Below are 15,042 nucleotides of genomic sequence, written 5' to 3'. Positions count from 1 at the left end.
AGCTAATATAAAAGCAGTGAGCCTGAAAAAGCTCACTGTAGATGATAAGTATGTGCTACCTTACTCTCATACCGTTACCGAAAAGCTTTGCAAAAACGAGGCTTCTATGAGTTTCTCTCAACGGTGGTCAGGGAACCAATCTGACGACTAACGGCTTCAGCGGCTTTCTTACCGGCAAGAAATGCATGGTCAGAATTATAGTATTCCCATTCGCTGTAACGACCTGCCAGAGTGATGTCTTGCTTTTCCATCCATGCCTTAACCACAGCCACATTTTTCGCTCGAGAGTGGTCATAAATTACATAGGCATATGGCATATTTACCAGATTTGCCGTTAGCACTTTATCTTCTTTAGTCATCAGACCAACTTTGATGCAATCTTCGACGCAGCGGGCAATAAGTTCATCCCCGTCAACAGGTAACGGTTTCCATGGTGAGTAGGAAATTTCACAGGTAAAGCCAAAACCGCCAGGAGCATTACATTCCGGACTGGCATTTCCTTGCACAAAAATGCGATGGAAAATGGTATCTTCAGGGTAATAAATCCAGTGTTTATCGGTAACTTTTTCACGATCGATACCTATGTTCACGCAGCGAACAGAAATATGACGTAGTCCATTGGCAGCGTCCTGAACGTCTTTTGGCGCTTCCTTACCAATTAAACGAACTAGCTCAGGCAGCGGCATCGTGCTGATCAGGTTGTCATAACGGAAGCGACGCCCGTCCGCCAGCACGATCAGATGTTCGCTCGGTAGTAGTTGCACCACATCGGCGTTCAGTTCGATTTGGCCTTTTATATGCGGGACGAAGCCAGAAACCAGCGCCTGAAACCCGCCCTTTTTCGGATAGCCGAAGCGTGCATTAGGGCCCATAGGTTTAGCAACAGGTTCCAGGGCACCGTCGATAATTTCGCCCAGATCAGGCAAAGGTACACGGCCTCCTAACCAGGAGGTTTCCATTTCCGTTAAAGGCACCGTCCACAACTTTTTGTTGTAGGGTATGGCAAAATGTTTGGCGATACCCGCGCCCCAGACTCCGTAGATAAATTCTTCAAAATTCTGGGTGCGACCTTGGCTGCACACGGGGCTTTCGCTTGTACTTAAGCTGGTACCGTCTGCACAGCAGTCGTCATCCTTGGGATCGAAGACAGGTGCAGCAGTCGCAGATTGGCCGGCTAGTGGCTCATTGCTTGCTGGGTTCTTATAACGTGCCTCAACAGCACCAAGAATACATTCCTTAATTACCGCTGGAGGTAAACCGTATAATGCGCCCTGAAACGGATACCGTGTGTGGACGTTTTTGCTGTAAACCCAGGCTTCCCGGTTTTGCCAGTGTTGATTGTCTCCTAACAAAATGTCGTAGAGCTTCAATACATAAGGGTCGTTAGAAAACATAATATGACCCGCGTAATCGAAGGTAAAACCTTGGTCTTTGATTGATCTACACCAACCACCCACTGTCGCGTTGCGCTCCAATAGCAATGTGTCTGCACCTAAATGATAAGCTGCACTTAACCCCGTAGGCCCTGCGCCAATAATTGCACAACTTACCGACGGCAAGGCGGTTTTAGGGCGAAGGGCGTTAACATTTGCTGGAAGCTGCGTCATGGAAGCGCCTTGATTACGTTCAGATATTGCGTCATGCGAGCGGCTAGTTTTATCCACCTGCGCTACTTTTTGTATTAGTTCAAACATCTTCTCGCCGGTACGCTCCCAGGAAGTGGTCGCAACAACGGCGCGCATTTTCTCGGCCATCACCTTTTTCTGTTGTTCAGTAAGCGCTAACGCATCTTCACAGGCCCCAATAAACTGTGCAGTGTCATGGCCTATAGCAACGATATCCCCGTAAGGGAGCACTACATCAGTAATCGCGGTACTGACAACAGGCAGCTGTGCAGCCATATATTCCAACACCTTGGTCGGGCTGATAAATCGTGTAGATTCGTTTAATGCGAACGGAAGTAAGCATAGGTCCCAGTCCGTAAGAAATTGAGGTAACGCCTGATAAGGCTGTTGACCAAAATAGTGAATATTAGCCCGTTGTGGCAAGGTGTCTGGATTAATCTTAACCACCGGGCCCACCAGGATTATCTGCCAGCTGGCGTTTGCATCAGCAAGTGCGGCAATTAGATTCAGATCCAGCCGTTCATCGATTACACCATAAAATCCCAGTTTCGGACCTTCAATATTGGCCTGCAAAGGATGGCCATTACAGCGATCCAGTGCCTGCTCAAAGTGAACCGCATCTACACTGCTGGGAAAGCAATGTACATTCTGATGTAAATTGCGTTTCGCCTGAAACAAGCTGGGGCCGCCGGTAAAGACAATATCAGCAATATTTAACAGAGCTTTTTCACGTTGTAACAGTTGCCTGGGCGCATTGTGAAAAGCGGACAATTCGTCCATGCAATCATATACCACCATTTGTGCATGTAATTGCTTCAGCAGTGGCAGCGCCATGGGCGTATAAAACCAGACAATAGGCTTGTCACCTTCACGGCTCAGTCCGGCAATTAAAGGCTCAAGCTCTGCTAATTGATCATCGTGAAACCCTGTGGCATGAACAGCGGTGTGGGGCTGGCATACAGTGATATTAGGTGCGGGTGCATAAGTTTTAAGGAAACTTTTTCCTTCATGGTAAAGGGGCTCCTCCACCACAATAATTTCAAAATTCTGTGCCAACTGACACAATAGATGCTGTGGTCTTTGATAGACGAAATCCCAGCGCAGGTGACAAAATACGATAATGGTTGGCATATAAACTCCTGATGTAATTTGGGCAGAGGTATTTTTCTGAAAGTTTTCAATGAAACGTTGAGCTTGCCGCAGGCCTTCTGCATAGAAGCCAGGTAAAATTCGCCGCATGTTTTTTGGGGGATCTTCGATATCCCAGACCCCGCTTTGGTGCCACCAGTGCTCGTTTTCCCAATCGTGTCTCGTAATTGCCGGATACAGACAAATTCCTACGCATTCCACGCCTTGTTTTAACGCAAGTGCGACTTCTGCTGCGACTTGTTTTATCCAGATGCCACGGCCACTGCCGACATGGCTGGTTTCAGCCAGCAGTACCGGGCGCTGATAACGCTTTTGAAGCTCCCCTAACATTTCATGCAGAGGCTTGCGGCGCGAGTCTGCTAAATGCCACCATAATCTGTTATGGGTTTCGCATTCCCACTGATTGTCGTGGTAGTAATTCGCGCCGATGATGTCAAGATAACGTGGGTGGCCGCCCAGCTCCGGCTCGCGCCGCCCACATAACATGTCCCATGAATCATATTGCGCTGAAGTCCAATCGGTTGCCCATTGTGCCCACTCCGGATTTTCCAGCGGTGGTATCACATGAATAATGGGATCACAGTGCAAAATCCGGGCATCTGGACTCACCTGCCAGATAGCATCGCAACCCGCAATGGTGGCGCGCACCAACTGTCGTTTCGCTTCGGTTTGAGCCCGCTCGTCGAACATGTTTTTGCAGTGAAACAAATGAACCGAAAGCCCCCAACTGGTAAAAGAAATTTCATTAAGGGGGGAGTAAATAGGAGGTAGATCTGAAAAAGGTGCCAGAAATTCAGCCGCCGCATGGCAGAAACGTGCAAAACGGGTGATAAATTGGGGTGAATAAACATCAATTTCTTCGGGCCATCCGTAATGGCAAAAAGTCCAGCAAATCTGTATCCCCAGTTGCTGAGCTGCGCGGGCACGCTGTTCGATAATCGAAAAGTCAAACTCTCCGTTCATCTCGACAAGGCGCCAGCCAATCGATTCTCTGACCGTTCGAATTCCGAACTGCTGTAGCAGCAAATAATCGTCAAACGCTTGCGTTAAGTGTCCCGTAGATTGATTCATGGACAACGCTTGCTGGGCACGATTTATATGGTCAGCACCTTCGTACCCGGCTTGCCAGAAGGTGTTAAAAGGATCATCGGAAGAGCCTTTCATGCGATGGACGCAGACAAGGCGATTTTATCTGGCGATAAAATCAGCGGCGATGGTGTGCTGCACATTATTCGTATTCCTCTTTCGTTCACACACAGATCATCTACATCGTTGCAGCCGTGACGCCGCAACCACATCGCCTTTGAAGTTTGACCTGGGTTAGTTAATTACAATAATAACGTCAGAATAGAGAGCACTGAAAAACTGCTCTGTGCGATACCGAACCTTACCTGAGAAATATGTTGACTACTCCCGGCTTGCCCATTTTTAGTAGGTACAGAACCAGCAGGCCCCGGATGTCAGACTGCTTTTAGCACCCGAAAATATCGAAACAATGAGAGTGTTGCCTGCTAGCGCGGGAAGCGGCTAGCAGGCATAACAAAATTTAATCCTCATTATGAGCGGCAGCCAAATCTTTCGCCATTTTCAAATGGTGCTGAAGTTTGGGTAAGGTTTTTTTAGCAAAAGCGGCAATCTCAGCATCGTCCGACATAGCGGCTTGTTTGAATAGTTCGATGGTATCTTCGTGCGCTTCAACCTGACTTTCTGCATAAGCTTCATCAAACGATTGGTCGTCACGTTGTTCCATCATAAGTTTTTTTGCTTTGCTGACCATTCCCGCTTCGTCGGATATCTCAAGATTTTTACTGCGTGCGATACTGGCGAGTTCTTTATTAGCAGCCGAATGATCGGTAATCATTTTTTGCGCAAACGCTTTGATATCAGCAGAAGAGGATTTCTGCTGCGCTACTTTTGCGCTCTCTACTTCAGCAATACCTTTTGCTGAAGCATCTTCCACAAAGTCATCAGCATCGATTTTATCTGCAGCAAATGCCAGGTTGGATATGACACCCACCATACAAACCAATGCACCAGTAGAAAAAATTCTCTTAATGTTCATCATTAAATTCCTTGTTTAATTGATTTCTTAGTTAAGGCAGGTAAAACAATGGCAAGGCACCCTACCCCGAAGCTTATCTTGACAAATAGAACCCGACTATTCGGTGTGGTACCTAACATAAGAGGAAATTAGAAAGACATAGCCACCGACTAGCCTTTACCTTTCAATAACTACAGCTTGAAAGATGTTTATTTTTTGATCAATTTAGTATTATGCAATAATTCGAATAAGGGATCAGTGCGCCAGATGAATGAAGCCGGGATTATCAACACCAAAGTTGATAAACTCTATGTCGCTGAGTCCCGTAAGATCTATGGGACTCTTGTGCGTATTCTGGGCGACATGGAATTGGCTGAAGAATCCATGCACGAAGCCTTTAGCGCTGCATTAATCAGCTGGCAAGCAACTTCTTTACCTGAAAACCCCGTGGCGTGGCTGATAAGCACAGCGAAGTTCAAAGGCATTGATCACCTCCGCCGCCAGCAACATCTGCAACAGTTAATGCGTATAGATGTCGAACAAACAGAAGTTGATCTGCCACTACATAGCGACATCGACACAATAAATAATGATTATTTACGTCTTATCTTTATTTGCTGCCATCCGGCACTGGCACCACAAATCCAGGTAGCGCTCACGCTCCGTGAAGTATGTGGATTAACTACTGAAGCCATAGCTGACGCCTTTTTTATTTCGCCAGCCTCTCTTGCCCAGCGCATCGTAAGAGGCAAAGCAAAAATCCGCCAGGCGCGAATTCCCTTTGAAGTTCCTAATAACAATCAACTTGCAGATCGTATTGATAGTGTGCTGTCGGTGATTTATCTGGTTTTCAATGAAGGCTATACAACGTCATTAAACGGCACTGCTGCGCAAGTGGACCTCTGTCAACAGGCAATTCATTTAGCAGAAAGTGTGCTGGCCCTTTATCAGGATGCAGAAGTAATGGGATTGCTGGCAATGATGTTGTTTCACGATGCCCGCAAGCACGCGCGCAGGTCAAAGGGCGGGCACATCGTTTTACTTCAGCATCAGGACAGGCAGCGTTGGAACAGAACATTGATTGCTCGCGCGCAGCAACTTGTATCTCACGCTATGGCAATGGGAAATTACGGTATTTATACGTTACAGGCCGCTATTGCCCGGGAACACGCTGTTGCAGAGCACTTTGCTGATACCAACTGGAACAGAATTGAATCTTTATATCTCCTGATGCAACAACTTGAGCCTTCTCCTGTGACCGCCCTCAATCATGCTGTCGCTGTCTCTTACGCGCAATCTCCTTTGGCGGCGCTTAAATTGCTGGACAATCTTGCTGCGGACCACACGCTGTGTAAATTGCATCTTTTTCATTGTGCGCGAGCGGATATGTTAACCCGGCTCTCTCAGAATAAGGAAGCGCTAGCAGTGCTTCAACACGCACATTCCCTGGCACCTACCCTCGCCGAAAAAGAATTAATTAGCTGTCGAATTAAAGAACTGGAAAAAAATTAAAATTTTTTCAATTTTCTGTCGAATTCAGCGCGTCCCTTTCGACTACTTATCGAAAGCTAAGCGCAACTTACTTTTTCTCAACAGCTAACGAAAAGGAATAAAATAATGAAAGTCATGGTCATCGTCAAAGCGACGCCAAGTTCAGAAGCCGGCACACTGCCTTCACCCGAGTTAATGGAAGCGATGGGAAATTTTAATGACAAGCTAGTAAAAGCCGGGGTAATGAAATTAGGTGACGGATTAAAGCCAAGTTCAACAGGTTTCAGAGTCAAATTCAGTGGCGATAAACGCACTGTTGTGCGAGGCCCCTTCAGCGAGACGAGTGAACTGATTGCCGGCTACTGGATCTGGGAAGTTAACAATATAGAAGAGGCGCTGGAATGGGTAAAGCAATGTCCAAAACCAATGCCTGAAGACTCTGAGATTGAAGTTAGACCTCATTATGAAATAGAAGATTTTTGTGATGTGGAAAACTTTGAACACATTGCTGCTAAGGAGTTCGCCAGTCGCAATGAGATGGCGTTGCAACAGGCCCAACTTAATTCCTATTTGTTTTTCCGGGGAGACTGCGAAGCGGCTCTGAATTTTTACGTCAAGCATCTGAAAGCCAAAGTAATTACAAAATTTCGCTTTAGTGATGCGCCGGATCCCCTTCCGGAAGGCCTGTTACAGCCGGGATTCGAATCAAAAATAATGCACTGTGAATTTGCTATTGGCAATACCCGGATTTTTGCTTCCGATGGCTGTAATGAAGCGGGGTCATTTTCAGGATTTAGTCAGTCTCTTACGGTGGAAAACGAAGAGACTGCCAAAAATGTATTTGCGGCATTGAGCGAGGGTGGTGAAGTAACCATGCCGCTCACTGAAACGTTCTGGTCGCCCTTATACGGCCAGTTAAAAGACCAATTCGGCCTGGAGTGGATGATTATGGTTCCCGGCCCCGAGATGCCTCACTAACGCAGGAAGATTATCATGAAATATGTCGCGTTAGTTTATTACAACGAACAGGAAATGGCCGCGCTAAGTCAGCAACAATGGGATGCACTAAGTCAAGAGTGTATGGCGTGTGGCGAGGATCTTACTGATCGCGGATATATGATCACCGGCGAAGCCTTGCTTCCCGTAGCATCGGCGACAACACTTCGGGTAAGAGATCGCCAGATCCACATTACCGACGGCCCCTTTGCGGAAACTAAAGAGCAATTGGCTGGTTTCTATTTACTGGAAGCCAGAGACTTAAACGAGGCTATTACTCAGGCAGAAAAAATTCCGCCGGCCAGGTATGGCAGTATAGAAATTCGCCCGGTGCGGGAGCTAGCTGCCTCACAGAATATTCATTACCCCCTGAAAGGAGAAGCAAAATGAGCTATGTAGATGGTTTTGTTTGTGCCGTGGCTAATGATAAAAAAGCCGAGTATATTGAACTGGCACGCAAGGCAGCCGAAGTGTTTAAACGATGTGGCGGTATCCAGGTAGTAGAAACCTGGGGAGACAAGGTGCCTGCCGGCAAAAAAACCTCCTTTGCGCTTGCGGTCCAATGTAAGGATGACGAAACAGTGGTGTTTTCCTGGGTTTGGTGGCCGTCTAAAGATATTCAAAAGGCAGGTATGGAGGCGTTTATGGAGGATCCAATCTGTGATTCAGCAAACAATCCTATGCCTTTTGATGGCTCTCGACTGATTTATGGATCCTTCAACGTGATTGTAGAAGAGTAATCCCGCTAATTCGTTGTAATACTTGTTCAATCAGCGAAAACAGAGGTCTGTCAAAGTCGCCATGCGGGCATGCGGACAGAGTAGTTGGAAGGCTGTTGTAACAGTAGTTATAAAATATTTCACCGCAGCTTTCCGCTGCGGTTTATTTTGCCATCTCAATGAGAATTAGTACAAATCCACCAGCCAGCGCATCGGCATTTTGACCAAACTGAAAAAGAGCCGCCTACTGATATCCCTGGACAGGGACATGATTTATTCTGATCAATTTGACGCATCTGGCGTAAAAAGTCACTGATTAGAGTAGATTGCTACTAAGGGGCAAACCATGATGAATCGCAGAAAATTTTTGGAAACATCGCTCATAAGTTCCGCAGCGATAGGCATGGGCAGCATAATTAGCACCCAGGCTTTGGCTGCTTCGCAGTCTCCTGTACTTTCTCAGTCTTCCACAACAGCGGCGGGTTCGTGGCAACCCGGCTATCGCTTTGGCCAGGGTGGCGCGCCACTGGGCGGTTCCTCTGGTCTTCCCGTTTCTGATGCCGACGCTCAGGCCATTCTGGAAAATGCCTGGAACGCAGGAATGCGTTACTATGATACATCGCCCTGGTACGGGCTTGGTCTCAGTGAACGCCGGTTTGGTATGGCCTTACACCGGCGCCCCCGTGATGAATATATTTTATCAACCAAAGTAGGACGCATACTCTCAGCAGCGCCGTCTGCGCCGGATACTGACTGGGCAAACCCTGACTCGTTCGACTATAAGTATGATTACAGTGCCAGCGCCACCCGACGCTCAATAGAGGACAGCCTGCAGCGTTTGGGTGTCAGTTCTATCGATCTGGTTTTCATTCACGACCTTTCTCCAGACAATAAAGACATAAGCGACCGCTATGACAGCTTGCTTCAACAGGCGATAAAAGGCGCAATGCCTGAGCTGACAAAGATGCGAGAAGAAGGAATGATTAAAGGCTGGGGCATGGGCGTAAATACGTTACCGCCAATTCTGGCTGCAAATGAAAATGCTGAGCCAAACGTTCACCTTGCCGCCTGTCAGTATACCTTAATGGATCATCGGGAATCTTTGGATAAACTGTTCCCGAGCTGCAAAAAAGCCAATGCGACGGTAGTAGTTGGCTCACCTCTGAATAATGGGTTTTTGGCTGGCAAAGACCGCTATAATTACAGTGGCAAGATTCCGGACGGATTTAAAGAGAAGCGGGCGCGCATGAATAAGATTGCCGCAGCTCATGGTACAGATCTTCGCACTGCGGCTTTACAGTTTTGTAGTGCGCCAGCGCAGGTAAGCAGCGTCATTCCTGGCGCACGCAAACCTCATCAACCTGAGGAAAACGTGGCGTCTATGCGCACCAAAATTTCAGCAGATTTTTGGGCAGAAATGAAAGCCGAAGGGTTAATTGAGCAGAATGCACCAGAACCTCAATTGAGTTAGACTTGATCAACGTTTAGGAGCGTAAGTGACTGTTGCTTTGCTTAGCACTCTTACTCAATTGTCGAGCCGCGCGCATCGAACGTTTGCCAGATGTGTTGGGCTCTGACTTCCTACACAGCGGAGCCTAACTGCCAACTACGTTAGCGCTACTTTGGTAGGAAAAGGCAGTTATTACACTTAGTCATCACGATTTTTTGTTATCCTTGTAGGGAGCGTTTTTAATGCCACTAAGGCTTTGATATCCCGGGTTTTCGCTTTGTTTCACCACACTGAACGAGCCGTCGGTTTCTAACACCACCGCCTCAATATCATCAAGAGATGCAATACCTGCGGAACGAATAGCCGCCATAACCTCATCTTGCGTTACCCGTGATCGACTAAGCGCATTATCAATGAACTCGCCGCGAAAAAGCAGCATTGTTGGTTCACCTGTTACAGTTTGTTTTATCCAGCGAGTGCGAACACTGGCCCAGGTAATTATGTACTGTAGCCCGATCAATATTGCGAGAGCCAACGCCCCTTGAGCAAGACTGACATCTTTACTAAGTAAAATGGTGGCCAGTGTGGAGCCTAGGGCAACCGTAACAACAAAATCAAAGGCATTCATTTTCGATAACGTTCGCTTGCCTGTTATTCGGAGAAACACGATTAGACAGATGTAGGCGAGTACGCCTACTACCAAAGTTCGCAATAGCACTGTCCACCCGTCAAAAAATGCTTGTTCCATATTTCACCCTCTCTGTTTGTTTCACCAGTGCCTTTATTGATAATCCGCAGCTTTTTTAGCCGCAGCGGAAGTTAGCTGGCGTTTCAAGAAATGCGTATTAGCGCTTCAGGAATTTATTCTCTGATAGGTTATACCAATCGATGTGAGTATCAGATCGAGCCACGCGGACGATTTAGCTTAACAAAGTGGCTTTGAGTTCTGCGTAATGGGTGGAAAAACGCAAAAAAATGCCTTAACGGCTATACCAGGCGCTTGCGAGATTGTGTGTAACGAGCAAATGGTATTAACCCACAGTTCCATAGCAGTGCCGGTCTATAGATGGCTATAACTAAAAAAGCACAAAGCTGCGAGGCGACAAAATGGGATAATTAGGAACGCGGTCACCCCAGATTCAGTTGTTCCGTAAATATATTGCAGCAGAGTTCCCTGATAGATATACAGATCTATAAGGATGTTAGGTTGGCTACGGCGGAAGCATCTTCAGACCTGTCGCGCGCCAGTTATATCAAAGAATTAATACACATACTTTTGTTCTACTGAAATCCATAGATAATCGCCGCCCCAAAAATCAGTCACCTTGCATCCTGAGTAGCAGCTCCATCACACTCTAAAGATAAATAAAGCGTTGATATAAATGCCATGTTGGTTTTTGTATTGCCGTTATTAATAAATGAAAGGCGCTAACCGCGCACATTACCAATTGCGAGAGTCACAAACTATGTTGAGAAAAATTTCTATTGGAAAGCGTTCCACCATCGCTTTCTTTTTGATGGGTGCCATTGTTCTGGTTATTGCGATTTTATCGTCATTACGTTTAAACCAGTTGAACGACGAAATTACTACTATAGCGGCAGATCGTGTGCCCGCATTAAGGGCTTCTTCAGGAATAATGGCGAACCTTTATCGTTTCCGGTTGCAAAACGCCTACTTGATGGATGCAAATGCGCAGACGGCTCCGAAGTTTGAACAAAAACTTCAGGAAGCAAAAACGCTAGTGGATCAGTATATCAAGGATATGCGCGAACTTGCCAAAACCGCTAAAGCTAAACAGCTTATCGACTCTGTTGAGGCAAGTATTGACCGCTTTTACGCTTTGCAGCGTGAACAGAGAGCATTAGTCCAGGCGAATAATCACGATGCTGCCATGGCGCTGCAAATGGATAAAATGGTTCCATTAGGCGAGGAAGTCGCCGCCGAAGTGAAAGCACTTGTCGAATTTCAGGTACAGCAAATTAATGAAAGCGACAAACAAACTGATGCTGTTTTCGCTCAATCATTAACGATTATTGGCGTAATTTCACTTGCCGCTATTGTGTTAGTTATTATTTTGGCTGCTAGATTTACAACAAGTCTGATGCGTCCTATTCGCATGGCACTATCTGTGGCAGAAAGCATTGCAGATGGTGATTTAACCCAGCGTATTGAAGATGATGGCGATGATGAATTAGCTCAAATGGTACAAGCTCTCGCCAAGATGCAGACTAACCTCCGGCAGGCGATTGAAGAAATTAAAGATTCCTCTGATATGTTGGCGTCTACCGCAGAGGAATTGAGCATTGTCACGCATCAATCCACAAATGGTATCAATGAACAAAACCAGCAACTGGAAATGTCTGTTTCTGCTGTCACTGAGCTTACCGCTGCCATTGCTGAGGTTGCCCGCAATGCGGTTTCTACGTCGCATGAATCGGAAATGGCCAGTGATAAGGCCGACGAAGGGAAAAAGCAGGTTGATAATACCATTGCCGATGTTGAAGACGTAATTAAAAATCTGAAACTGACAGAAAATGGCTTAGACGGATTGGTATTGGAAATTAAGAAAATTTCTACTGTACTGGACGTTATCGGTACTATTGCCGATCAAACCAATTTGCTGGCGTTAAATGCTGCAATCGAAGCAGCCAGAGCGGGAGAATCAGGTCGAGGATTTGCAGTAGTAGCTGATGAAGTAAGGGCGCTGGCTTATCGCACCCAGGAATCTACGCAAGAGATAGAAACGATGATTAATTCTATTCAGGCAGGCGCTAAAACAACCGTTGAATCGATGGAAACCAGCCAGACTTCAGCGCAAAAAACACTTGTAATTGCCACAGCGGCGGGCGACGCGCTAGAGGAAATCACTCAGTCAGTTGCACGCATCAGTGAACAAAATGACGCTATTGCTATTTCCGCCGAGCAACAGGCAACTGTATCAAACGAAGTGGATAAAAGCTTAGTGACAATAAAAGATCTTAATGGTGAAATTGTTGCTGGTGCCAATCAAACTCACTCGTCAAGTTCTGAACTTGCGCGGCTGGCAGAAAATTTACGGGTTCTCACCAACAGGTTTACTGTATAAATCGCGTCTTGCGCTGCGGCCTAAAGCCGCTGCGCAAGTATTACGTTAGGCAAAAATTTTCAAAGCCTAAACGTTCCTCTGCTGTTAACCTTCAAAAGTAACAACTGTTACTCCATTTGCGCCATCTCATAGAAGCGTTGCGCAAAGGTGAATGTGGAGCCGGAAATTTAATGGAGGTAGAACCTTGAACGCATTTGATAAAATGGTAGCTGGAGAAAAGTACTGGATCAACGACCCGAATTTAGTTGAGATTCGGTATAAAGCCCGCGACTTGACCGACAAAATTAATGCGCTTGGCCCGCGGGATGTGGAAGCCAGAACCCAGCTACTAAAGCAACTCTTTGGCGAAATGGGCGAAGACATTCATGTTGAAAAGCCAATTCGGATTGATTACGGCGTGAATATAAAGATGGGTAGCCACATCTTTATTAACTTCAACTGGACCGTGCTCGATTGCTGTGACGTCACTATAGGCGACAGAGTTTTTATTGGCCCTAACGTTTCTTTTTATACCGCCCATCATCCCCTGGAGCCGCAAGAGCGGGCTGAACACATTGGCTTTGCAGAACCTATTACAATTGGAAACGATGTATGGATTGGGGGTAACGTCACCATTTTACCCGGCGTAACGATTGGCGATGGTTGCGTTATTGGCGCAGGAAGTGTGGTTACTAAAAGTATTGAAGCCGGAATGATCGCCATCGGCAGCCCGTGCAAGCCTGTGAAAAAAGTGGAAAACCATGGTAAGTAAGGTGAAAACAACGCGCTTTTGCTAAGTGTATACTGTTTCACCTTGACGTGTGCTCACTCAGCGCGAGAATTTTTCAGCTTATAAGCTGCGGCAACTGCTCCAGGGCGTTCTATTTCCGCGGAAACGCAACGTGGGGCACTTAAAAACTTTCTCTTCGCGAATCCGTTAGTCTGTAACGATAAACAAGCTCAATGATGACTATGCTGACGTTGTAAGGGAATGTTAATTTACGTCATAGCTGGCAACACATGGGAAGCGAAAAATGGCGTCAGTGATAGGCGCGGTTAATCCCGAATCCAGCTTACTGAGTACATAATTAGCTAAGGACATAAGTACCACTTCGTTAGGGCTTTATTTGACTGTAATCCAAAACCATCAAATTCCCACCAAAGTAGAGAACAGAAAAAATGTTTGAATGGCTGGTTAGCCCAGAAGCGTGGATAGCATTAGCAACCTTAATGGCTTTGGAAATTGTTCTTGGAATAGATAACATAATATTCATATCGATCCTTGTAGGGAGATTACCGCCCCGCCAGCGCGAAAAAGCTCGGAAACTGGGAATAGCACTAGCAATGCTGACCCGATTACTTCTTTTATTCAGTCTGGCCTGGGTGATGGGTCTGGTGGACCCGTTTTTCTCGGTGCTGAACCACGAAATATCAGGCCGAGATATCATATTAGTTCTCGGTGGGCTTTTTCTTCTCGCCAAATCCACGCACGAAATTCACGGAAGTTTCGAGGTGGAAAACGCTTCCACAACAGAGGTGGCAGCTGCAGGTTTTATTTCTGTGCTCGTTCAAATTGCGGTTCTCGATATCGTTTTCTCACTGGATTCAGTCATCACAGCAGTGGGACTGGTTGAACATCTAAGCATAATGGTCATCGCAATCGTTGCATCGGTAGGTGTAATGTTAGTAGCCGCAAAGCCAATCGGAGATTTCGTTGACGCCAATCCCACCATTAAAATGTTGGCGCTGTCGTTTCTGATATTGGTTGGCTTTACACTTATTGCTGAAGGCTTTGATGTCCACATACCAAAAGGTTACATCTACTTCGCTATGGCGTTTTCCTTTTTGGTTGAGATGCTGAATATCAAGCTGCGATCTCGCAAGGTTGGGACTGCCAAGACAATTCATCTGTCGAAACAATTGCCTGATGATGATCCCCATGCTTAAGAACAAGGGCCTTACATCTCTTTTAATCATGAGACAAAGCATGTAGGTACGTTCCGCTCGAACACATTTCCATAGACATGGCATTGCCAGGTATTGCAAGCCCGGAACCCTCTATTTACCGTCATGAGTTATACGGCAAAATAAAGTAAATTTGTCTGTTCTCTTGTAGGCTTTTCAAACTCATTCATTGCAGCAGGCTTTATCTAATGCTAATCCACTTTGATTGTGCTCACTCAGCGCGAGAATTTTTCAACTTTTGACAAGCTAATTTCGTGAAGGTCTAGTGGCGCTAAATCGAACGCAATTGGCGCAGCTCAAAAGCTGAAAAAGCCGCGCCCTGCTGGCCGCGCTCCGTTGTTATCGGCAAGGGTGGGCATCTCAAACGGATGCAACGCAGGAATGGGAAGTCCAGGCGAGGTGAGTTGCCAATCGTACTATGCCCTTTCAAGTCTGCGCCGATTTGTCGATTTTATTCAACTGGCCAACGTTGTTTTCCTGCTTATCTCGAAGCAATTCCTCTTCCTTGGGCAAGTGGTTTAAATCGTGCTTCCCTAAAGAT

11 protein-coding genes are annotated in these 15,042 nt (G+C 46.4%); 8 read left to right on the top strand and 3 right to left on the bottom strand.

The window, feature by feature from the left end:
* Nucleotides 1-104 precede the first annotated feature (104 nt).
* A complete protein-coding gene (locus CA267_RS13335; protein WP_075610755.1) occupies nt 105-3,938 on the bottom strand; it encodes an NAD(P)-binding protein in 3,834 nt (1,277 codons plus the stop codon).
* 382 nt (nt 3,939-4,320) lie between these two features.
* A complete protein-coding gene (locus CA267_RS13330) occupies nt 4,321-4,839 on the bottom strand; it encodes a DUF4142 domain-containing protein (protein WP_075610756.1) in 519 nt (172 codons plus the stop codon).
* A gap of 243 nt (nt 4,840-5,082) precedes the next feature.
* On the opposite strand from CA267_RS13330, the gene CA267_RS13325 reads away from it, so the two are divergent.
* The 5 genes from CA267_RS13325 (at nt 5,083) to CA267_RS13305 (ending at nt 9,492) form a co-directional block, all read left to right on the top strand.
* Nucleotides 5,083-6,327, top strand: a complete 1,245-nt coding sequence (locus CA267_RS13325) for an RNA polymerase sigma factor (protein WP_075610757.1) — start codon at nt 5,083-5,085, stop codon at nt 6,325-6,327.
* 105 nt (nt 6,328-6,432) lie between these two features.
* Nucleotides 6,433-7,284 carry a YciI family protein gene (locus CA267_RS13320; RefSeq protein ID WP_075610758.1) on the top strand — a complete coding sequence of 284 codons (852 nt, stop codon included), beginning with the start codon at nt 6,433-6,435 and terminating at the stop codon, nt 7,282-7,284.
* A 15-nt stretch (nt 7,285-7,299) separates the two neighbouring features.
* A complete protein-coding gene (locus CA267_RS13315) occupies nt 7,300-7,692 on the top strand; it encodes a YciI family protein (protein ID WP_075610759.1) in 393 nt (130 codons plus the stop codon).
* Complete coding sequence (locus tag CA267_RS13310) at nt 7,689-8,042, top strand: DUF1428 domain-containing protein (protein WP_075610760.1); 354 nt, start codon at nt 7,689-7,691, stop codon at nt 8,040-8,042. The genes CA267_RS13315 and CA267_RS13310 overlap by 4 nt, the downstream gene beginning before the upstream one ends.
* A gap of 325 nt (nt 8,043-8,367) precedes the next feature.
* Complete coding sequence (locus tag CA267_RS13305) at nt 8,368-9,492, top strand: aldo/keto reductase (RefSeq protein WP_075610761.1); 1,125 nt, start codon at nt 8,368-8,370, stop codon at nt 9,490-9,492.
* Nucleotides 9,493-9,676: 184 nt separating this feature from the next.
* Here the strand turns inward: CA267_RS13305 and CA267_RS13300 are convergent, their stop codons facing one another.
* A complete protein-coding gene (locus tag CA267_RS13300; RefSeq protein WP_075610762.1) occupies nt 9,677-10,219 on the bottom strand; it encodes a DUF421 domain-containing protein in 543 nt (180 codons plus the stop codon).
* Nucleotides 10,220-10,937: 718 nt separating this feature from the next.
* Here CA267_RS13300 and CA267_RS13295 point away from each other — a divergent pair.
* The 3 genes from CA267_RS13295 (at nt 10,938) to CA267_RS13285 (ending at nt 14,483) form a co-directional block, all read left to right on the top strand.
* The gene (locus CA267_RS13295; RefSeq protein ID WP_075610832.1) at nt 10,938-12,557 is read left to right on the top strand and encodes a methyl-accepting chemotaxis protein; all 1,620 of its coding nucleotides are present in this window, start codon (nt 10,938-10,940) and stop codon (nt 12,555-12,557) included.
* A gap of 184 nt (nt 12,558-12,741) precedes the next feature.
* Complete coding sequence (locus tag CA267_RS13290; protein WP_217358032.1) at nt 12,742-13,308, top strand: sugar O-acetyltransferase; 567 nt, start codon at nt 12,742-12,744, stop codon at nt 13,306-13,308.
* 407 nt (nt 13,309-13,715) lie between these two features.
* The gene (locus CA267_RS13285) at nt 13,716-14,483 is read left to right on the top strand and encodes a TerC family protein (protein ID WP_075610763.1); all 768 of its coding nucleotides are present in this window, start codon (nt 13,716-13,718) and stop codon (nt 14,481-14,483) included.
* Nucleotides 14,484-15,042: the final 559 nt, after the last annotated feature.

It is taken from the genome of Alteromonas pelagimontana, from assembly GCF_002499975.2.
In the GTDB taxonomy this organism is placed as follows: domain Bacteria; phylum Pseudomonadota; class Gammaproteobacteria; order Enterobacterales; family Alteromonadaceae; genus Alteromonas; species Alteromonas pelagimontana.
The sequence above is the reverse complement of the archived record's forward strand: the minus strand, read 5'-3'. Positions and strand labels throughout refer to the sequence as shown.

Excerpts from the sequence above, each read along its gene's own strand:
- CA267_RS13285 (WP_075610763.1), top strand. The coding sequence starts at position 13,716 with ATGTTTGAATGGCTGGTTAGCCCAGAAGCGTGGATAGCATTAGCAACC.
- CA267_RS13305 (WP_075610761.1), top strand. The coding sequence starts at position 8,368 with ATGATGAATCGCAGAAAATTTTTGGAAACATCGCTCATAAGTTCCGCA.
- CA267_RS13330 (WP_075610756.1), bottom strand. The coding sequence starts at position 4,839 with ATGATGAACATTAAGAGAATTTTTTCTACTGGTGCATTGGTTTGTATG.
- CA267_RS13325 (WP_075610757.1), top strand. The coding sequence starts at position 5,083 with ATGAATGAAGCCGGGATTATCAACACCAAAGTTGATAAACTCTATGTC.
- CA267_RS13335 (WP_075610755.1), bottom strand. The coding sequence starts at position 3,938 with ATGAAAGGCTCTTCCGATGATCCTTTTAACACCTTCTGGCAAGCCGGG.
- CA267_RS13320 (WP_075610758.1), top strand. The coding sequence starts at position 6,433 with ATGAAAGTCATGGTCATCGTCAAAGCGACGCCAAGTTCAGAAGCCGGC.
- CA267_RS13315 (WP_075610759.1), top strand. The coding sequence starts at position 7,300 with ATGAAATATGTCGCGTTAGTTTATTACAACGAACAGGAAATGGCCGCG.
- CA267_RS13295 (WP_075610832.1), top strand. The coding sequence starts at position 10,938 with ATGTTGAGAAAAATTTCTATTGGAAAGCGTTCCACCATCGCTTTCTTT.
- CA267_RS13300 (WP_075610762.1), bottom strand. The coding sequence starts at position 10,219 with ATGGAACAAGCATTTTTTGACGGGTGGACAGTGCTATTGCGAACTTTG.
- CA267_RS13310 (WP_075610760.1), top strand. The coding sequence starts at position 7,689 with ATGAGCTATGTAGATGGTTTTGTTTGTGCCGTGGCTAATGATAAAAAA.